The sequence below is a fragment of the Mesorhizobium sp. M0052 genome (assembly GCF_040323255.1).
Classification (GTDB): domain Bacteria; phylum Pseudomonadota; class Alphaproteobacteria; order Rhizobiales; family Rhizobiaceae; genus Mesorhizobium.
The window spans coordinates 1-20,020 of the sequence record NZ_JAMYUS010000036.1 but is presented as its reverse complement, the minus strand read 5'-3'; the positions used below and the strand labels follow the sequence as shown (position 1 = coordinate 20,020).

At 63.6% G+C, this 20,020-nt stretch carries 16 protein-coding genes; 15 read left to right on the top strand and 1 reads right to left on the bottom strand.

Annotated elements, in window-relative coordinates:
• Window positions 1-11: 11 nt before the first annotated feature.
• From mraY to NKJ77_RS30535, 15 genes are all read left to right on the top strand, one after another.
• Window positions 12-1,094, top strand: a complete 1,083-nt coding sequence (gene mraY, locus NKJ77_RS30605) for a phospho-N-acetylmuramoyl-pentapeptide-transferase (RefSeq protein ID WP_023668273.1) — start codon at window positions 12-14, stop codon at window positions 1,092-1,094.
• An 8-nt stretch (window positions 1,095-1,102) separates the two neighbouring features.
• A complete protein-coding gene (gene murD, locus NKJ77_RS30600; protein ID WP_023725358.1) occupies window positions 1,103-2,503 on the top strand; it encodes a UDP-N-acetylmuramoyl-L-alanine--D-glutamate ligase in 1,401 nt (466 codons plus the stop codon).
• Window positions 2,503-3,654, top strand: a complete 1,152-nt coding sequence (gene ftsW, locus NKJ77_RS30595; RefSeq protein ID WP_023668275.1) for a putative lipid II flippase FtsW — start codon at window positions 2,503-2,505, stop codon at window positions 3,652-3,654. The genes murD and ftsW overlap by 1 nt, the downstream gene beginning before the upstream one ends.
• Before the next feature lies 1 nt (window position 3,655).
• Window positions 3,656-4,780, top strand: a complete 1,125-nt coding sequence (gene murG / locus NKJ77_RS30590) for an undecaprenyldiphospho-muramoylpentapeptide beta-N-acetylglucosaminyltransferase (protein ID WP_023668276.1) — start codon at window positions 3,656-3,658, stop codon at window positions 4,778-4,780.
• Window positions 4,780-6,186, top strand: coding sequence for a UDP-N-acetylmuramate--L-alanine ligase (murC, locus tag NKJ77_RS30585; RefSeq protein WP_023668277.1), 1,407 nt, complete (start codon window positions 4,780-4,782; stop codon window positions 6,184-6,186). The genes murG and murC overlap by 1 nt, the downstream gene beginning before the upstream one ends.
• Window positions 6,183-7,148 (top strand): UDP-N-acetylmuramate dehydrogenase, encoded by a 966-nt coding sequence (murB, locus tag NKJ77_RS30580; RefSeq protein ID WP_027050618.1) that lies wholly within the window; start codon window positions 6,183-6,185, stop codon window positions 7,146-7,148. Before murC ends, murB begins: the two co-directional genes overlap by 4 nt.
• Window positions 7,149-7,450: 302 nt before the next feature.
• Entirely contained in the window at window positions 7,451-8,377 is a 927-nt protein-coding gene (locus NKJ77_RS30575; RefSeq protein ID WP_023668279.1) for a D-alanine--D-alanine ligase, read from the top strand.
• Window positions 8,365-9,306 carry a cell division protein FtsQ/DivIB gene (locus tag NKJ77_RS30570; RefSeq protein WP_023725356.1) on the top strand — a complete coding sequence of 314 codons (942 nt, stop codon included), beginning with the start codon at window positions 8,365-8,367 and terminating at the stop codon, window positions 9,304-9,306. Before NKJ77_RS30575 ends, NKJ77_RS30570 begins: the two co-directional genes overlap by 13 nt.
• Window positions 9,303-10,610, top strand: coding sequence for a cell division protein FtsA (gene ftsA, locus NKJ77_RS30565; RefSeq protein ID WP_352536265.1), 1,308 nt, complete (start codon window positions 9,303-9,305; stop codon window positions 10,608-10,610). Before NKJ77_RS30570 ends, ftsA begins: the two co-directional genes overlap by 4 nt.
• A gap of 66 nt (window positions 10,611-10,676) precedes the next feature.
• The gene (gene ftsZ, locus NKJ77_RS30560; RefSeq protein ID WP_023705548.1) at window positions 10,677-12,335 is read left to right on the top strand and encodes a cell division protein FtsZ; all 1,659 of its coding nucleotides are present in this window, start codon (window positions 10,677-10,679) and stop codon (window positions 12,333-12,335) included.
• A 272-nt stretch (window positions 12,336-12,607) separates the two neighbouring features.
• Window positions 12,608-13,555, top strand: coding sequence for a UDP-3-O-acyl-N-acetylglucosamine deacetylase (lpxC, locus tag NKJ77_RS30555; protein ID WP_023668283.1), 948 nt, complete (start codon window positions 12,608-12,610; stop codon window positions 13,553-13,555).
• Window positions 13,556-13,817: 262 nt separating this feature from the next.
• A complete protein-coding gene (locus NKJ77_RS30550) occupies window positions 13,818-14,687 on the top strand; it encodes an outer membrane protein assembly factor BamD (RefSeq protein ID WP_023668284.1) in 870 nt (289 codons plus the stop codon).
• Window positions 14,688-14,905: 218 nt separating this feature from the next.
• Window positions 14,906-16,579: a DNA repair protein RecN gene (recN, locus tag NKJ77_RS30545; protein ID WP_023668285.1), complete on the top strand. Its 1,674-nt coding sequence runs from the start codon at window positions 14,906-14,908 to the stop codon at window positions 16,577-16,579.
• Window positions 16,580-16,690: 111 nt separating this feature from the next.
• The gene (gene ligA / locus NKJ77_RS30540) at window positions 16,691-18,895 is read left to right on the top strand and encodes an NAD-dependent DNA ligase LigA (protein WP_023804333.1); all 2,205 of its coding nucleotides are present in this window, start codon (window positions 16,691-16,693) and stop codon (window positions 18,893-18,895) included.
• On the top strand, window positions 18,895-19,587 hold the full coding sequence (locus tag NKJ77_RS30535) for a DUF2461 domain-containing protein (protein WP_023830767.1): 693 nt from the start codon (window positions 18,895-18,897) through the stop codon (window positions 19,585-19,587). Before ligA ends, NKJ77_RS30535 begins: the two co-directional genes overlap by 1 nt.
• A 231-nt stretch (window positions 19,588-19,818) precedes the next feature.
• Here NKJ77_RS30535 and NKJ77_RS30530 read toward each other — a convergent pair.
• Window positions 19,819-20,020: transposase (locus tag NKJ77_RS30530; RefSeq protein WP_352536264.1), on the bottom strand; the 202-nt coding region annotated here is incomplete at its 5' end.

The following is a 20,020-nucleotide window of genomic DNA, read 5'->3' as shown; positions in this document are numbered from 1 at the left end:
AACGGAATCGTATGTTTACATTGCTCGTCGATTTTGCGGACAAGGTCTCGGTCTTCAATGTCTTCCGCTACATAACTTTCCGCACCGGCGGTGCGCTGATCACCTCGGCGCTGATCGTCTTCATCTTCGGGCCGACCATCATCAATTCGCTGAGGCTGCGGCAAGGCAAGGGCCAGCCGATCCGCGCCGATGGCCCGCAGACGCATTTCAAGAAGGCCGGCACGCCCACCATGGGCGGGCTGATGATCCTGTGCGGCATCGTCGGCTCGTCGCTTCTATGGGCGAACCTGTCCAGCATCTATGTCTGGGTGGTGCTCTTGGTGACGCTGGGCTTCGGCTCGATCGGCTTTTACGACGACTATCTCAAGGTAACCAAGCAGTCGCATCTCGGCTTTTCCGGCAAGGCGCGGCTGGCGCTGGAATTCGTCATCGCCGGCATCGCCGCCTGGGCGATCATGCATAATGGCCAGGCGCCGTTCTCGTCGTCGCTGACCTTCCCCTTCGCCAAGGAATTCATCATCAATCTCGGCTGGTTCTTCGTGCCGTTCTCCTGCTTCGTCATTGTCGGCGCCGGCAATGCGGTGAATTTGACCGATGGCCTCGACGGGCTGGCGATCGTGCCGATCATGATTGCGGCGGCATCCTTTGGCGTCATCGCCTACCTCTCCGGCAATGCGGTGTTCGCCGAATATCTGCAGATCCATTTCGTGCCCGGCACCGGCGAGCTGGCTGTCGTGCTTGGCGCCGTCATCGGCGCCGGCCTCGGCTTCCTCTGGTTCAACGCCCCGCCGGCGGCGATCTTCATGGGCGACACCGGTTCGCTGGCCATGGGTGGCCTGATCGGTACGGTCGCGGTCGCCACCAAGCACGAGATCGTGCTGGTCATCGTCGGCGGATTGTTTGTCGTGGAAATCCTGTCGGTCATCATTCAGGTCGGCTACTTCAAGATGACCGGCAAGCGCGTGTTCCTGATGGCGCCGATCCATCATCATTTCGAAAAGCTCGGCTGGACCGAAAGCCAGGTGGTGATCCGCTTCTGGATCATCGCCGTCATCCTGGCGCTGGTCGGCCTGTCGACCCTCAAGCTGAGATAGGAACCCGCTTGATTCCCGCCGCATCCTTTTCGGGCAAACGCGTTTCGCTCTTCGGGCTCGGTGGCTCGGGGATCGCCACGGCGCGCGCGCTGATCGAGGGCGGCGCCGACGTGCTGGCGTGGGACGACAATCCCGATAGCGTCGCCAAGGCCGCTGACCAAGGCATTGCGACCGCCGATCTGCGCGGCGCCGACTGGTCGAAATTCTCGGCCTTCGTGCTCTCGCCCGGCGTGCCGCTGACGCATCCCAAGCCGCACTGGACGGTGGAGCTGGCGCGTGGCTCCGGCGTCGAAGTGATCGGCGATATCGAATTGTTCTGCCGCGAGCGGATTGCGCGCGCGCCTGATGCGCCGTTCATCGCTATCACCGGCACCAACGGCAAGTCGACGACCACGGCGCTGACCGCGCATATCCTCAAATCGGCAGGGCGCGACACGCAGATGGGCGGCAATATCGGCCGGGCCATCATGACGCTCGATCCACCGCAGGCTGACCGGGACTATGTCGTCGAGTGTTCGTCCTACCAGATCGATCTCGCGCCCTCGATCAACCCGACGGCCGGCATCCTGCTCAACCTGACGCCCGACCATCTCGACCGCCACGGCACCATGCAGCACTACGCTTCGATCAAGGAGCGGCTGGTCGCCGGCAGCGAGACAGCCATTGTCGGCGTCGACGATAGCTGGTGCGCGCAGATCGCCGACCGGCTGGAGAGGGCGGGCCGACAGGTGATCCGCATCTCCAAGCGGCTGCCGCTGACCGACGGTTATTTCGCCGATGGCTCCGATCTGATGGAAGCCGTGCATGGCCGTTACAGCCGCGTCGCCTTCCTCGAAGGCATCGGTTCGTTGCGCGGCCAGCACAATGCGCAGAACGCGCTTGCCGCCGTCGCCGCCTGCCTCAGGGTCGGCTTGAGCCTCGGCGAGATCCAGGCGGGACTGGAAAGCTTTCCCGGGTTGGCGCATCGCATGGAGCAGGTCGGCCGCAAGGATCATGTGCTGTTCGTCAACGATTCCAAGGCGACCAATGCCGATGCGGCGGCACCCGCGCTGTCGAGCTTCCCGCGCATCTACTGGATCGCCGGCGGACTGCCCAAGGAAGGCGGGATCGAGCCGCTGCGCGGTTTCTTCCCGCGCATTGCCAAGGCCTATCTGATCGGCGAGGCGGCGCCCGCGTTCTCGGCGACGCTTGGTGAAGCCGTGCCTTATGAAATCTCGGGCACGCTGGCCGCCGCGGTCGACCATGCCGCGAAAGACGCGGCCAAGGATGACAACGGCGAGGTCGTGGTGCTGCTGTCTCCGGCCTGCGCCAGTTTCGACCAGTTCAAGAATTTCGAAGTTCGCGGCGAAGCCTTCAGGCAAGCTGCGAATGCTATCGAGGGTGTCAAACCCATCGGAGGGGCACGATAATGCAAAGCCGTCTCGACAAAAGCCCGGTTGCAACCTGGTGGTGGACGATCGATCGCTGGTTCCTGGCGGCGTTCCTGTCGCTGATGGGGCTTGGCATTGTCTTGTCCTTTGCGGCAAGCCCGGCGGTGGCCGAGCGCATCGGCCTCGACAGTTTCCACTTTGCCACCAGGCAGATCATCTTCACCGTGCCGGCGCTCGGCGTGATGCTGGCGGTCTCCTTCCTGGAATCGCGGCAGATCCGGCGCATGGCGCTGATCATCCTGGGCATCATGCTGGTGCTGATGGTGGCCGTGCTCTACATCGGCGTCGAGGTGAAGGGCGCGCGGCGCTGGGTGTCGTTTGTCGGCATGTCGATCCAGCCGTCGGAATTTCTGAAACCCGCCTTCGTCATCGTTTGCGCCTGGCTGTTCGCCGAACACAAGCGCCAGCCCGACATCCCCGGCAATTTGTTTGCCATGCTGCTGCTGATCCTGGTCATCTCGCTTCTGGTGGCGCAGCCCGATCTCGGCCAGACCATGCTGGTGACCGGCACCTGGGGCGTCATGTTCTTCATGGCCGGCCTGCCATGGCTATGGATCATCGCGCTTGGCGCCACCGGCGCCGGCGGCCTGTTTGCCGCCTATACGGTGTTCCCGCACGTCGCCGCCCGCATCGACAAATTCCTAACCGGCGAAGGCGACACGTTCCAGGTCGACATGGGCCGCGAGGCGCTGATCAACGGCCACTGGTTCGGCGTCGGCCCGGGCGAGGGCACCGTCAAGCGCGTCATCCCCGACGCGCATGCCGACTTCGTCTTTTCGGTCGCCGGCGAAGAGTTCGGGCTGATCATGTGCTTCTTCATCATGTCGATCTTCGCCTTCATCGTGCTGCGCGGCCTCAGCACGGCGCTGAAGGAACATGATGATTTCACCCGCTACGCCGTCGGCGGTCTCGTCACCGTGTTCGGCCTGCAGTCGGTCATCAACATGTGCGTCAACCTGCAGCTGATGCCGGCCAAGGGCATGACGCTGCCTTTCATCTCCTATGGCGGCTCCTCGCAGATCGCCATTGCCATCTCGATGGGCATGGTGCTGGCGCTGACGCGCAAGCGACCGGAAAAGCGCAAGCAGATGGGCTTTGCCCTGTCGCAGCGCGCCCTGCCGGCGGAGTGATATGGCGCGGGGTGTTATCCTTCTCGCGGCGGGCGGAACAGGCGGACATTTGTTTCCGGCCGAGGCGCTGGCGCATGAGCTGATCGAGCGCGGCTGGGGCGTGCATCTGGCGACGGACGACCGCGCCGAGCGCTTTGCCGGCCATTTCCCGGCCGCCGCCATCCATCCGATCCAGTCGGCGACGATGGGCTCGAAAAACCCTGTCGCGCTGCTTGGCGCGTTCTGGAAGATCTGGCGCGGCGTGCGCCAGGCCTCCGCCGTCATCGCCAGGATCAAGCCTGATGCGGTCGTCGGCTTTGGCGGTTATCCGACCTTGCCACCGCTCTATGCCGCGACGCGGCGCAAGCTGCCGACGCTGATCCATGAGCAGAACGCAGTGATGGGCCGCGCCAACCGGGCGCTGTCCGGGCGCGTCGATGCGATTGCCGGCGGCTTCCTGCCGCAAGATGAAAGTGCCACAGGCGCCAAGACGGTGACGACAGGCAATCCGGTCAGGCCGCCAATCCTGGAGGCGGCCAAGACGCCCTACACGGCATCCAAAGGGGCGGATCCGTTCAGGCTCCTGGTGTTCGGCGGCAGCCAGGGCGCGCAGTTCTTTTCCGACGCCATGCCGACAGCGATCGCACTTCTGCCGGAGGCGCAGCGCAAGCGGCTGGTGATCACCCAGCAGGCCCGCGCCGACGACGTGGCGCGGGTGAAGGCCGGCTATGCGGCACTCGGCGTCCATGTCGAGGTCTCGCCCTTCTTCACCGACATGGCACAGCGCATGGGCGCGGCGCATCTGGTGATCTCGCGCTCCGGCGCCTCGACGGTTTCGGAGATCGCCGTCATCGGCCGGCCGGCGCTGCTGGTGCCTTATCCCTATGCGCTGGATCACGATCAGGCGGCGAACGCAGCCGCCCTTGCCGCGGCGGGCGGCGGCGAGGTGCATCCGCAATCGTCACTGTCGCCGGAGCGCATCGCGGCTCTCATTGGCGGGCTGATGGACACTCCCGAGCGGCTGACGGCCATGGCTGCCGGAGCGAAGTCGGCTGGCCGGCCGAACGCGGCACGGTTGCTCGCTGATCTCACAGAGGCTATTGCGTCCAGAAAAACCGTTTCGGATTTCAGGAAAGGGACGCATTGATGAAGATGCCGCAGACCATCGGCCTTGTGCATTTCATCGGCATTGGCGGCATCGGCATGAGCGGCATCGCCGAGGTTCTGCACAATCTCGGCTACAAGGTGCAGGGTTCGGACCAGGCCGACAGCGCCAATGTCCAGCGGCTGCGCGACAAGGGCATCGAATGCTTTGTCGGCCACAAGGCCGAGAATATCGGCGCGGCCGAAGTGGTGGTCGTCTCCACCGCGATCAAGAAATCCAATCCCGAGCTGAAGGCCGCGCGGGAGAAGTTGCTCCCAATTGTCCGCCGGGCCGAGATGCTGGCCGAACTGATGCGCTTCCGCCAGGCGGTCGCGATCGGTGGCACGCATGGCAAGACCACAACCACGTCGATGGTGGCGACGCTGCTCGATGCCGGCGGGCTCGACCCGACGGTGATCAATGGCGGCATCATCAATGCCTATGGCACCAATGCCCGTATGGGCGATGGCGAGTGGATGGTGGTCGAAGCCGACGAAAGCGACGGCACCTTCCTCAAGCTGCCGGCCGAGATCGCCGTCGTCACCAACATCGATCCCGAGCATCTGGACCATTATGGCAGTTTCGACAAGGTGCGCGAGGCCTTCCGGCAATTCGTCGAGAACGTGCCGTTCTACGGTTTTGGCGTGATGTGCACCGACCATCCGGAAGTACAGGCGCTGGTCAGCCGCATCGAGGACCGCCGCGTCATCACCTATGGCGAGAACGCGCAGGCCGATGTGCGTTTCACCAACCACCGCATGGCCGGTGCCGTCTCGGCATTCGACGTGGTGATCCGCGACCGCAAGACCGGCGGCCAGACGACGATATCGGATCTGCGGCTGCCGATGCCCGGCCGCCACAACGTCTCCAACGCCACCGCCGCAATTGCGGTCGCGCATGAACTCGGCCTGTCGGCCGAAGCGATCAAGAAAGGGCTGTCGTCCTTTGCCGGCGTCAAGCGGCGCTTCACCCACACCGGCTCGTGGAACGGCGTCGACATCTTCGACGATTACGGCCACCACCCGGTCGAGATCACGGCGGTGTTGAAAGCGGCGCGCAGCGCCACCAAGGGCCGCGTCATCGCCATTGCGCAGCCGCACCGCTTCACCCGGCTGCACGATCTGTTCGACGAATTTTCGGTCTGTTTCAACGATGCCGACACGGTGATGGTGGCGCCGGTCTATGCGGCGGGCGAGGAGCCGATCGACGGCGTGACCTCGGAGGCGCTGGTGTCGCGCATCCGCTCCGGGGGCCATCGCGATGCGCGCTACGTCGAAACCCCTGCCGCGATTTCGCCCGTCATCCGCGCGTTGGCGAAACCGGGCGACTTCGTCATCTTCCTGGGCGCCGGCAACATCACCCAATGGGCCTATGCGCTGCCTGGGGAACTCGGCGGTACCGTCTCATGATGCGCGGCCAGGACCTGCTCGACAAACTTGGCGACCGGCTTGCCGGCCTGCGCGGCCGCATCACGCCCAATGCCGAGATGGACAAGATCACCTGGTTCCGCGCCGGCGGTCTGGCGGACGCCCTGTTCCAGCCGGCCGACGAGGAGGATCTGGCTGCCTTCCTGCGCGCCGTGCCGGAGGACATCCCGCTCACCATCGTCGGTGTCGGCTCCAACCTCCTGGTGCGCGACGGCGGCATTCCAGGTTTCGTCATCCGGCTTTCGGCCAAGGGCTTTGGCGAGGCCGAGGTGGTTTCGCCGACCGTCATCAAGGCCGGTGCTGCGACGCCCGACAAGCGCGTCGCGGCCGTCGCTTATGAGGCCGGCATTGGCGGCTTTCATTTCTATCACGGCATTCCCGGCGCCATCGGCGGGGCGCTGAGGATGAATGCCGGCGCCAATGGCGTCGAGACGCGGGAACGTGTCGTCGAGGTTCGGGCGCTCGACCGCAAGGGCAATCTCCACACCCTCAGCAATGAAGACATGGGCTATGCCTATCGTCACTCGGCCGCACCTGCCGGGCTGATCTTCACCTCCGCCGTTTTCGAAGGTGTTCTGGAAGACCAGGAGGCGATCAAGGCGGCCATGGACGCCGTCCAGACGCATCGCGAGACGGTGCAGCCGATCCGCGAGAAGACCGGCGGCTCGACCTTCAAGAATCCGGAAGGCACCTCGGCCTGGAAGGAAATCGACAAGGCCGGCTGCCGCGGGCTGATGATCGGCGGCGCGCAGATGTCGCCGATGCACTGCAACTTCATGATCAACACCGGAACAGCGACCGGATACGACCTCGAATATCTCGGCGAGACGGTGCGCGCCCGCGTGCTTGAAAATTCAGGCATCCGCCTGCAGTGGGAAATCAAGCGGCTCGGCAATTTCCGCCCCGGCCATGCCGTGCAGGAATTCCTCGGACAGCTTCTTTAGCGCAAGCTGAAGTTCATGTGACGCTTGAACTTCAAACGGTCTGAAACAACAGCGCCACCGTTGCTCCAAAGACTCACAACACGCTTTTTCCGGCCGTTTTCGCGGAAAGTGAATCTGTCGGAATCATAAGCACTTGCCAGCGAATCAACTCTCTGATTCTCTGCCTTAAAGCGTTTCCTGATTTGAGTCGTTCGACGCGTCGACCGCGTTTTCCGTCTGGGGGGCAACCTGCCGGGAGACTCGGACTCAATCTGGTCGCTGAATGCGTGGTTGCGGGCCCGCCGTGAGAGGGATGACGGGATATGAAGAACAAGCATGTGGCTGTCCTCCTGGGCGGATTCTCGTCCGAGCGGCCCGTGTCTCTGTCTTCGGGAAAGGCGTGTGCGGATGCGCTTGAGAATGAAGGCTACCAGGTTACCCGCGTCGATGTTGCGCGCGATGTCGGCGCCGTGCTCACCGAACTCAAGCCCGATGTCGTCTTCAACGCACTGCACGGCCCGTTCGGTGAAGACGGCACCATCCAGGGCATCCTCGAATATCTGGCCATTCCCTACACCCATTCGGGCGTGCTCGCCTCGGCGCTCGCCATGAACAAGGAGCAAGCCAAGAAGGTCGCCAAGGCTGCCGGCATCGCGGTGGCGGAATCGAAGGTTGCCAGCCGCTTTGCCATCCAGAACAAGCATCCGATGAAGCCGCCCTACGTGGTCAAGCCGGTCAATGAAGGCTCAAGCTTCGGCGTCGTCATCGTGCATGAAGGGCAGTCGCATCCGCCGCAGGTCATCGGCTCGTCCGAATGGAAATATGGCGAGACCGTCATGGTCGAGCGCTACATCCATGGGCGCGAGCTGACCTGCGCCGTCATGGGCGACGTGGCGCTCGGCGTCTGCGAGATCATTCCGACCGGCCATTCCTTCTACGACTATGATTCAAAATACGTCGCCGGCGGATCAAAACACGAAATCCCTGCTAAAATTTCATCAAATATTTACCAAAAAATACAGACACTGGCACTCAAGGCACATCTGGCTATCGGCTGCCGGGGCGTTTCCCGATCGGACTTCCGCTATGACGACCGTCACTCCGAAAACGGCGAGATTGTCTGGCTCGAGATCAACACTCAGCCGGGCATGACGCCGACGTCTTTGGTGCCTGAAATCGCCGCCCAGGCCGGGCACTCGTTTGGCGAATTGTTGAGTTGGATGGTGGAGGACGCTTCGTGTCTGCGTTGAAATGGGGACAGGACAAGGGCAGGGGCGGCGCCGGGCCGGCGCTGTTCGGCATGCCGTTGTCGTTCGACCATTTCGTGCTGCCGCGCGTGCTGCGCCGGCCGGTGCGCGTGCTGGCGCGCCTGGGCGGCGGCGACTTCGTCGCGCCGCGCTTTTCCGCGGCCATCCTGTCGGCTTCGCTCATTGCATCAAGCAGCCTCTATGGCGCCATTCTCGGCGGTCATGCCGACGACATCGTCCAGAGCATCACCGCCCGGACCGGCTTTGCCGTCGACCAGATCAAGGTGGTCGGCAACCGCCAGACTTCGGAGATCGACATACTGGACCGGCTCGAGCTCGACGGCTGGACGTCACTGATCGGCTTCGATGCCGAGGCCGCGCGTGAACGTATTGATACCTTGCCCTGGGTCGAAGTGGCGGCGGTGCGCAAGGTCTATCCACATACGCTGGAAGTGCGTGTCGAGGAGCGCGAGCCCTTCGCGCTCTGGCAGCAGGGCGCGGAGCTTTCGGTCATCGAACGCTCCGGCGCGGTGATCGCGCCGTTCTCCGGCGGCAAGCAGGCGCTGCTGCCGCTGATCATCGGCACCGGCGCACCGGCCAAGGCGCCCGACTTCGTGGCCAAGATCAAGAAATTTCCCGAGCTCGCGGCTCGGGTCAAAGGCTATATCCGCATCGGCGAACGGCGTTGGGACCTGAAGCTGGAAAACGGCATCACGATCAAGCTGCCCGAGGATGGCGAGGATCAGGCGATTGCCGACCTGGTTCGGATGGACCACGACAACGGGCTTCTGACGCGGGACATCGCCGCCGTCGACATGCGCATCTCCGATCGCCTGGTGGTGCAGCTGACGCCGGAAGCGGCGACGCAGCGCCAGGCCGCGCTCAATGAAAAGCCGCAAAATCTGAAGCGCAAGTCGGGGACGAAGATATGAGCTGGCTTGGCGGCAACAGCGATGCCTCTTCGCGGCGTTCCGGCACGCTCACCGTGCTGGATGTCGGCTCGAGCAAGGTTTGCTGCGTGGTGGCGAAACTGAAGCCGCGCGAGGACGGCAAGCTGTTGCGCGGCCGCTCGCACCGCATCCAGGTAATCGGCATCGGCCACCAGAAATCGCAAGGCGTGAAGTCGGGCGTGGTCGTCGATCTCGACCGTGCGGAGCACGCCATTCGCCTGTCCGTCGACGCCGCCGAACGCATGGCGGGACTGACGGTGGATTCGCTGATCGTCAACATGACGGCGGGCCGGCTGAAGAGCGAAACCTATTCGGCCACGATCAATCTCGGTGGCCATCAGGCCGACGAAGCCGACATCAAGCGCGTGCTTGCCGCCGGCGCCAAGCAGGCGCTCAAGGCCGAACGCGACGTGATCCATTCGCTGCCCGTCGGCTTTTCGCTGGACTCCGAGCGCGGCGTGCGCGATCCGCGCGGCATGGTCGGCGACCAACTCGGCGTCGATATGCATGTACTGACGGGCGATGCCGCGCCGCTGCGCAATCTGGAGCTATGCATCAACCGCTCGCATCTTTCGGTCGAGCGCATGGTGGCGACGCCCTATGCCAGCGGGCTTGCGGCCCTGGTCGACGACGAACTGGAAATGGGTGCGGCCTGCATCGACATGGGCGGCGGCACGACGACCATCTCGGTGTTTTCGGAAGGCAAATTCGTCCACGCCGATGCCATTGCCATCGGCGGCAATCATGTGACGCTCGATATGGCCAAGGGCCTGTCGACCTCGCTCGACGCCGCCGAGCGGCTGAAGGTGATGCATGGTTCGGCGCTGCCTGGCAGTGCCGACGATCGCGACCTGGTCTCGATCCAGCCGATCGGCGAAGACGGCGAGATGCCGCTGCAGATCCCGCGCTCGGTGATGACGCGCGTCATCCGCGCCCGCATCGACGAGACGCTGGAACTGGTGCGCGACCGGCTGAACAAGTCGGGCTACGGCAATGCCGTGGGAAAACGCGTCGTGCTGACCGGCGGCGCCAGCCAGCTTGCGGGTCTCCCCGAGGCGGCGCGCCGCATTCTGGGACGCAATGTGCGCATCGGACGCCCGCTCGGCGTGGCGGGCCTGCCGGAAGCTGCCAAGGGGCCGGCTTTCTCGACGGCGGTCGGGCTGCTGATCTATCCGCAGATGGCGAGCTTCGAGAGCCATCCGGCGAAAGGAATTTCCGGTCTCAGGATGACCGGGACGGGCGGAAAACTGCATCGCATGAGTCAGTGGTTGAGAGACAGTTTCTAATTGACGGGGACAGCCCCATAGGCGGCCGCGGCGGCGAAGCGGCGGGAAAGGCAAAGGACGGAGACAATGACGATCAATCTGCAAAAGCCGGACATCACCGAGCTCAAGCCGCGGATCACCGTATTCGGTGTCGGCGGCGGCGGCGGCAATGCCGTCAACAACATGATCACCGCGGGCTTGCGCGGTGTCGAGTTCGTCGTGGCCAACACCGATGCACAGGCGCTGACGATGTCGAAGGCCGAGCGGCTGATCCAGCTCGGCGCGCATGTCACCGAGGGGCTCGGCGCCGGCTCGCAGCCTGAAGTGGGCCGTGCGGCGGCGGAAGAGTGCATCGATGAGATCATCGATCATCTCTCCAACACCCATATGTGCTTCGTCACCGCCGGTATGGGGGGCGGCACCGGAACCGGTGCGGCTCCCGTGGTTGCCCGCGCGGCGCGCGAACGGGGTATCCTCACCGTCGGCGTCGTCACCAAGCCGTTCCATTTCGAAGGCCAGCGCCGCATGAAGACGGCGGATCTCGGCATCGAGGAGCTGCAGAAATGTGTCGATACCCTGATCGTCATCCCCAACCAGAACCTGTTCCGGCTGGCCAATGACAAGACCACCTTTGCCGACGCCTTCGCCATGGCCGACCAGGTGCTCTACTCCGGTGTTGCCTGCATCACCGACCTGATGGTCAAGGAAGGTCTGATCAATCTCGACTTCGCCGACGTGCGTTCGGTGATGCGCGAAATGGGCAAGGCGATGATGGGCACCGGCGAAGCTTCGGGCGAGGGCCGCGCGATGGCCGCCGCCGAGGCGGCGATCGCCAATCCGTTGCTCGACGAGACCTCGATGAGGGGCGCCAAGGGCCTGCTGATCTCGATCACCGGCGGCCGCGACCTAACCCTGTTCGAAGTCGACGAGGCCGCGACCCGCATCCGCGAGGAAGTCGATCAGGACGCCAACATCATCCTCGGCGCCACCTTCGACGAGGAACTCGAAGGCGTCATCCGCGTCTCGGTGGTCGCCACCGGCATCGACAAATCGGCAGCTGAAATTGCCGCGGCGCCGATCTCGATCCGGGCCGTGCCGCCGCAGCAGAAGCCGGTCAGCCGCCCAGCGGCTCCGGGGGCGGAAGGCCGTCCGGCACCGGTCCAGCAGCAGACCTATGAGCAGCGCGCGGCCGATCCGGTGGCCGAGGCGATCCAGCTTGCCGAGGCCAATGCGGCGGCAATGGCTCGTCCGGCGCCGATGGCCCAGGCGGAAGATTTCCGCCCGCAGAGCAAGATCTTCCAGGCCCCGCCTGCCCAGCCGCAGCCTGTCGTGCAGCAGGTGATGCAACCGGCGCCGATGCGGGAAATGCCGCAGCCGGTGGCTGCCGCACCGCAGCGCATGCCGCGGGTGGAGGATTTTCCGCCTGTGGTGCGGGCCGAGGTGGAAGCCAAGGGCCGTCCGGCCGACCATGAAAACAGCGGGCCGATGGGGCTGCTCAAGCGGCTGACCAACGGGCTGACGCGCCGCGAAGAAGAGCCGGCCCGGTTGCAGCCGGCACAGCCGCGCGAACCGAAACTGCGCCAGGCGGCGCCGGAAATGCGCCGCCTTGCCAGCCAGGATCCGCAGCTTTACGCGCCGCGCCGCGGCCAGCTCGACGATCAGGGCCGGTTGACGCCGCAGACCAGGTCGACCCAGGAAGACGACCAGCTGGAGATACCGGCTTTCCTGCGCCGCCAGGCCAACTGAGCCGTTAACGGTATGTAACACTTGTTAACAGGCAGACGAGAGATTGTCTGCCTGTTAACGTTTAAAGGGGTTTAATAACAAGAAGTTACGATGTGACGCTCAAGGTCTGTCGCGGTTACACAGAGTAAGAAACCGTGATTTGGAGTCTCCCTGACAGACCATTATCTTTGCCGCAGCACTTTCGGTGTGCTGGGATTCGGGGAAGTGGCCCTGCCTGCCGATAAAAAAAGAGCCGCGCCTTTTGGGTTAAAGCGGACTTAGGCGTTTGGGCTATGGGGTTTGTCTTGCAAGACTATCAGACGACACTGAAATCGCGTGCAACGCTGACCGGTACCGGCGTTCACAGCGGCAAACCGGTCACCGTCAATTTCCTCCCTGCGGACGCCGACACCGGCGTGCTCTTCCACCTTTCGAACGGAAGCGAGAGCCGCGAGTTCCGCGCGCTGGTTGCTGAAGTCGGCGCGACCGATCTCTGCACCATGCTCGGCGATCCGGCAGGCGAGCATATCGCCACCGTCGAACATCTGATGGCGACGCTTTTCGGGCTCGGCATCGACAACATCGTCATCGAGATCGACGGTCATGAGGTTCCGATCCTCGATGGCAGTGCGGTGGCGTTCGTGGAAGCCATCGACCAGGCCGGCATCGAGACGCTGGCGGTCAAGCGCCGCTACATCAGGGTGGTCAAGCCCGTCCGCATCGAGAATGGCGCGTCCTGGGCCGAGTTCAGGCCCTATAGCGGCACGCGCTTCGAGGTCGAGATCGATTTCGAAAGCCCGGCGATCGGCCGCCAGCTATTCGCCTCCGACATCAACCCCGACATCTTTCGCCAGGATATCGCGCGCGCCCGCACCTTCGGCTTCATGAAGGATGTCGAGCGGCTGTGGGCGGCCGGCTATGCGCTGGGCTCCTCGCTGGAGAACTCGCTGGTGATCGGCGACGACAACCGGGTGATCAACATGGGCGGCCTGCGCTACCCCAATGAGTTCGCTCGCCACAAGACGATGGACGCGATGGGCGATCTGGCGCTGGCCGGCGCCCGTTTCATCGGTTGTTTCCGCTCCTATCGCGGCGGTCACCGGATGAATGCGGCTGCTTTGCGGCGGCTTCTGTCCGACCGTTCGGCCTTCGAGGTCGTCGAGACCACGCGCCGCGAGCGCGGCCGCACCGCCGAGATGAGCGCCGTCACCGGCCCTGTCTTTGCACCTTGGGTGATCTGATTCTTAACGTATTTCTGGCTTTCTGAACGCTGGCCGGTGTTGCACGGATGCATCACCGGCCGTGAAAGTGCATAGCTTTCCGGGCAACACCAAGCCGCCACAAAAATGTGCGATTGGCTAGACATAGCGTTGCTGGGCAAGGCAGTTATGGTTTATGGCTGCTGCCGTCTGTTAGGCGCATGTCGCTCAAAGGTGGGGATCAGTTTTGAGGGAACGCCATGCGAAAGGCATTGAACTAACGCCGAAAGGGCGCAATCCAATCATGTTCTTCAAGCGAGTTGGTCAATCGAAAGCGCCGTATCGGGCTGTTTTCCTGGCGCTTTCGGTGGTTGTGCCATCGCTGTTCCTCTCGGCCTGCATGTCGTCCGAGAAAGACGTCGACCTGTCGACCTATGTCGACCAGACCGAACCGGCCGACGTCCTTTACAATCAAGGCCTTGCCAATCTCAATGCCGGCCGCCTGGATGAGGCGAGCAAGAAGTTCGACGCCGTCGACCGCCAGCACCCCTATTCGGAATTCGCCCGCAAATCGATGGTGATGGGCGCCTTCGCCGACTATCGCGCAGGCCGTTATGACGAAGCAATCGGCTCGGCCAAGCGCTATTTGACGCTTTATCCGTCGACCGACGACGCGGCTTACGCCCAGTATATTATCGGGCTGAGCTACTACAAGCAGATCAAGGACGTCACCCAGGATCAGAAGGAAGCACGCCAGACCGTGCAGACGATGCAGGATCTGGTGACGCGCTGGCCGACGTCGGAATATGTCGACGACGCCAAGGAAAAGATCCGTTTCGCCAACGACCAGCTGGCCGGCAAAGAGATGCAGATCGGCCGCTATTATCTCGAGCGGCGCGAATACATTGCTGCCGTCAAGCGCTTCCGCAACGTGGTCGAGAACTATTCCAACACCCGCCATGTCGAAGAGGCGCTGGCGCGTCTGGCCGAAAGCTACTACGCGATGGGCTTGACCTCGGAAGCGCAAACCGCCGCTGCGGTGCTCGGCACCAATTATCCCGACAGCCAATGGTACAAGGATACCTACAAGCTGTTGCAGAGCAACGGGCTTGAGCCGCGCGAGAATGCCGGATCGTGGATATCCAAGGCCGGCAAGCTGATCACCGGCGCCTGACGCCCGAGCATCGACTGAGGCGGAACGCGCTTTTCGGATTGATCCGACGCTCAAACAAAAAGATAGTGCGGCGCTGCGACTCCATCGGTCGCATGCCGCTTCACAGCGGTTCAGTGGTTTGATTGAGGCGCTGAACCGTCCTAACTTTTTGTTCTACGCAATTCCGGACGGAAAACCGCTACGCACTTTTCCTGGAATTGCTTGAGGTCCGGGTTCTGATGCTTTCCAGACTGTCGATCCGCGATATCGTCCTGATCGAGAAGCTGGATATCGACTTCCAGCCCGGCCTTTCCGTGCTGACCGGTGAAACCGGCGCCGGCAAATCCATCCTTCTCGACGCGCTGTCGCTGGCGCTTGGCGCCCGCGGCGACGCCTCGCTGGTGCGGCACGGTGCTGCCCAGGGCCAGGTCATTGCCGTCTTCGATGTGCCGCGCAACCACCCGGTGCGCGCGCTGCTGGCCGAAAACGCCATCGAGGATGACGGCGACATCATCCTGCGCCGGCTGCAGACCGCGGATGGCCGTACCCGTGTCTTCGTCAACGACCAGCCGTCCAGCGTCACGCTGATGCGCGACATCGGCCACGCGCTGGTCGAGATCCACGGCCAGCATGACGAGCGCGCCCTGGTCGATCCAGGCGCGCATCGCGAATTGCTGGACAGTTTTGGCGGCCATCTCGGCGCCGCCCGCGCGACCGGCGAGGCGTGGCGCTACTGGCGCGGCGCCGAGCAGGAGTTTGCCAGGCACCGCGCCAAGGTCGAGGCAGCGGCGCGCGAGGCCGATTATCTCAGGGCCTCGGTGGCGGAACTGGCAAAGCTCGATCCGCAGCCCGGCGAAGAGACACAGCTGGCGGAATTGCGTGCAACGATGATGCGGGCGGAAAAGATCGCCTCGGAAATACACGATGCACAGGATGTGCTGTCAGGCCCGTCCTCGCCGCTGCCGCAACTGGCCAGCCTGCTGAGGCGCCTGCAGCGCAAGGCCAGCGAAGCGCCGGGACTGCTCGAGGATGTGGTGAAGTCGCTGGACGAGGCGATGCTGTCACTGGATGCAGCGCAATCGGGCGTCGAGGCGGCACTGCGCGCCACCGAATACGACCCGCAGAGGCTGGAGAAGGCGGAGGAGCGGCTGTTTTCGCTGCGTGCGGCCTCACGTAAGCACAGTGTGGCCGTTGACGATTTGGCGCAACTGCGCGACACCATGTCCGCCGATCTCGCCGATCTTGATGCCGGCGAGGGGCGCCTGCATGTCCTGGAAAAGCAGGCCTCAGCGGCGCGAGAAGCCTACGATATTTCCGCAGCCCAGCTCTCCGCCCTTCGCCATGCGGCCGCGGTCGGCCTGACCAAGGCTGTGATGGCCGAATTGCCGGCGCTGAAGCTGGAACGGGCTGAGTTCATCGTCGAACTGGCCAGCGATGGCGAGAACCGCATGGAAGAAGGCATCGACCAGGTCGAGTTCTGGGTGCGCACCAATCCCGGCACCAGGCCTGGGCCGATGATGAAGGTCGCCTCCGGCGGCGAGCTGTCGCGCTTCCTGCTGGCGCTCAAGGTGGCGCTGGCCGACCGTGGCTCGGCGCCGACATTGGTCTTCGACGAGATCGACACCGGCGTCGGCGGCGCCGTGGCCGATGCGATCGGCCAAAGGCTGGCCAGGCTGTCGAAGCGCGTGCAGGTGCTGTCGGTCACGCATGCTCCGCAAGTGGCGGCACGTGCTGCGACGCATTTCCTGATCTCCAAATCCGGCGGCTCGGACAAGGTCGCCACCGGCATCGCCGAAATGGACCGGGCGGCGCGCCAGGAAGAGATCGCGCGCATGTTGGCCGGCGCTACCATCACCGACGAGGCGCGCGCAGCCGCGGAACGGCTGCTGCGCGAGAATATTGCTGCAGCGTAGTCGTCGCAAGGCTTTCGGACTGAGTCAGGATATGGCTCCATCCCGCTGTTCAGGAATGCTTTTTCCGAAATCCTGATTTATGGTGCCTCGCCACTGTCCAGGGACCGCTGCATGTCTGAAAAACCAGTCGAATCGTTGAGCGAAAGCGAAGCCGCGGATGAGCTCCAGCGGCTGGCCGAGGAGATCGCCGGTCATGACCGGCGCTATCATGCCGAGGACGCGCCGACGATTACGGACGCAGAATATGACGCGCTGCGGCGGCGCAATCTTGCCATCGAGGAGCGCTTTCCCGGTCTGGTGCGCGAGGATTCGCCCTCGCTGCGGGTCGGCGCCGCGCCGGCGGAAGGCTTTGCCAAGGTGCGCCATGCGGTGCCGATGCTCAGCCTCGCCAAGGCCTACACAGACGAGGACGTCACCGATTTCATCGAGCGTGGCCGGCGCTTCTTCGACCGCGACAAGGACCTCGACATCGCGTTTACGGCCGAGCCGAAGATCGACGGCCTGTCGGCGTCGCTGCGCTATGAACGCGGTGTGTTCGTGCAGGGTGCTACGCGCGGCGACGGCACTGTAGGCGAGGACATCACCGCCAATCTCAGGACCATCGCCGACATCCCCGCCAAGCTGAAAGGATCGGGCTGGCCCGAGACCATCGAGATCCGCGGCGAGGTCTACATGACCTATGCGGAATTCGAGGCACTGAAGGCCCGCTCGGCGGCGGTGGGCGGCCAGGACTATGTCAATCCGCGCAATACGGCAGCGGGCTCCTTGCGACAGAAGGATGCGTCCGTCACCGCCAGCCGCAATCTTAAATTTTTTGCCTATGCCTGGGGCTATACGACAGCGGATCCGGCGCCGACCCAATATGATTCGGTGCAGAAATTCGCCGAATGGGGGTTCAAGGTCAGCCCATTGATGGTGCGGGCGAAGTCTGTCGAGGAGCTGATCGCGCACTACCACAAGATCGAGGAGCTGCGTTCGTCGCTCGGCTACGACATCGACGGTGTCGTCTACAAGGTCGACCAGCTGGAATTGCAGCGTCGCTGGGGCTTTGTCACCGGCGAGCCGCGCTGGGCGGTTGCGCATAAATTCCCGGCCGAACAGGCGATGACGACGGTGCAGAAGATCGACATCCAGGTCGGCCGTACCGGTACGCTGGCGCCGGTGGCGCGGCTAGCGCCGGTCACGGTCGGCGGCGTGGTGGTCGAAAACGTCACGCTGCACAATGAGGACTACATCAAGGGTTTTGACAGCAACGGCTTGCCGATTCGCGACGGCATCGATGTCCGCATCGGTGACACGGTTGTCATACAACGGGCGGGCGATGTCATTCCGCAGATCGTCAGCGTCGTCGTCGACAAGCGGCCGGCTGATGCGGTGCCTTACGAATTCCCGCACATTTGTCCGGTCTGCGGCTCGCCGGCGACGCGCGAAATCAACGAGAAGACCGGCAAGGAGGATTCGCGCCGGCGCTGCACCGGCGAGCTGATCTGCGCCGCGCAGGCCGTGGAGCGGCTGCGTCATTTCGTGTCGCGCGGCGCGCTCGACATCGAGGGGCTGGGCGCCGAGAATATCGACCTGTTCTTCAATTCGGGACTGGTCAAGACCGCCGCCGATATCTTCACCCTCAGGGATCGCCGCCCGGCCGTCACCAGGGCGCTGGCCGAGCGGCGCGAGGAGCAGGCTAGGCAGCGCGAGGCGGCATCGGGCAAGGCGCGCAAGAATGTGCGCGGTGTCGAGAACCGCAATTATGAAGGCCTCGACAAGCTGTTCGCGGCCATCGATTCGCGCCGCGAGCCGGAGCTCGACCGCTTCATCTTCGCACTCGGCATCCGCCATATCGGCGAAACGACGGCGGCCGTGCTTGCCCGGACGTTTTCGACCATCGAGGAGCTGATCCGCGTCGGCAAGGAAACGGCGGCGGCTGAGGATCCGCACAGCGTCTTCCCCTCCATCAACGGCATTGGCGACACGGTGATCGACGCGTTGCGCGATTTCTTCGGCAATGAACGCAATGACGACGTGCTCGACAGACTGCTCGAACAGGTCAAGCCGAAGCCGTATGTCGTCACCGTGTCGACCGACAGCGAGGTTGCCGGCAAGACCATCGTCTTCACCGGCACGCTGGAAAAGATGACACGCTCCGAAGCCAAGGCGATGGCCGAACGGCTCGGCGCCAAGGTGGCGGGTTCGGTGTCGGCGAAGACCGATCTGCTGGTGGCCGGGCCGGGCGCTGGCTCCAAACTGAAGCAGGCCAGCGAACTCGGCGTCGAAGTCATCGACGAGGACACATGGCTGCAACGGGTCGGCAAGGCATGATGGCCGGTTCGTTCAAAGGGTTCGGGCAAAAGGCCATACCGTTCCTCAAGGCGCTCGACTTCCACCAGAGCCGCGAATGGTTCCAGGAAAACCGCGCGCTTTACGACAGCGAGTTGCATGAGCCGTTCTGCGATCTGGTCGAGACGCTGACCGAGCGCTTCGCGGCGGCGGGTCTGGGCTTGCGCGGTGACCGCAAGAAGTCACTGTTTCGCATCAACCGCGACGTGCGCTTCGCCAAGGACAAGCGGCCCTACAACCAGCATTTGTCGGCCATGCTGTCGCCGGACGGCACCAAGATGGAGCAGGGCGTGTTCTTCGTCTATGTCGGGATCGACCGCTGCTTTGCCGATGTCGCCTGGTGGAATCCGGAGCCGTCCCTGCTGCTGGCGATGCGCAAGGCGATCATCGCCCGGCCGGCCGACTTCCGAAAACTGCTTTCAACCCTTAGGAAAAACGGCTTCGAACTCGAAACCGAGGGCCGCATGAAGCGCACGCCGCGCGGCTTCGAGCAGGTCAACGAACCCGATCTTGTCGACGCCATCCGCAACCGGCACTTCTATGTCCAGCACATGATCGATCCGGCTGGAATTCACGCGCCGACGCTGGTCGACGAGCTTGTCGATTTCGCCTCGCGCGCCAAGCCGCTGCTTCACTGGGGCAGGGCGATCCAGGGCACGGCACCGCAGAGCTAGAGTCTTTCACGTTTTGATGGAAGCGTGTCCAGCGTTAGTGAAGTACTTGCCGCATTCTGCGGCCTCAGTGGTAACGGCTGCGCCAGCAGCAAACTGTGTTCCGCCCCTAATTTCCCCGCCTACTTTCCCCGCTTGTCATGACGCCGTCTAAAGCGTGACGGTAGTGTGCTGAGAGTTCTGCAAATGGTTGTGTGCGTCAAGTTCTGCAAAATGGGGCAGCCATGATGCTGGTCATGCGGCTTGGCGCAGAGCGAGTTTCTTGTGCTCGCGCAGGTCGTCCGTGTTGATGTATCGGTTGGCCTCCATCCAGTTTTCATTGGTCTCGACGGCCAACGCCCTGACCAAACACAGGCAGCTTTCGGTGTTGGGGAAGATGCGCACGACATAGGTGCGCCGGCGGATTTCCTCGTTGAGCCGCTCCAGCATGTTGGTG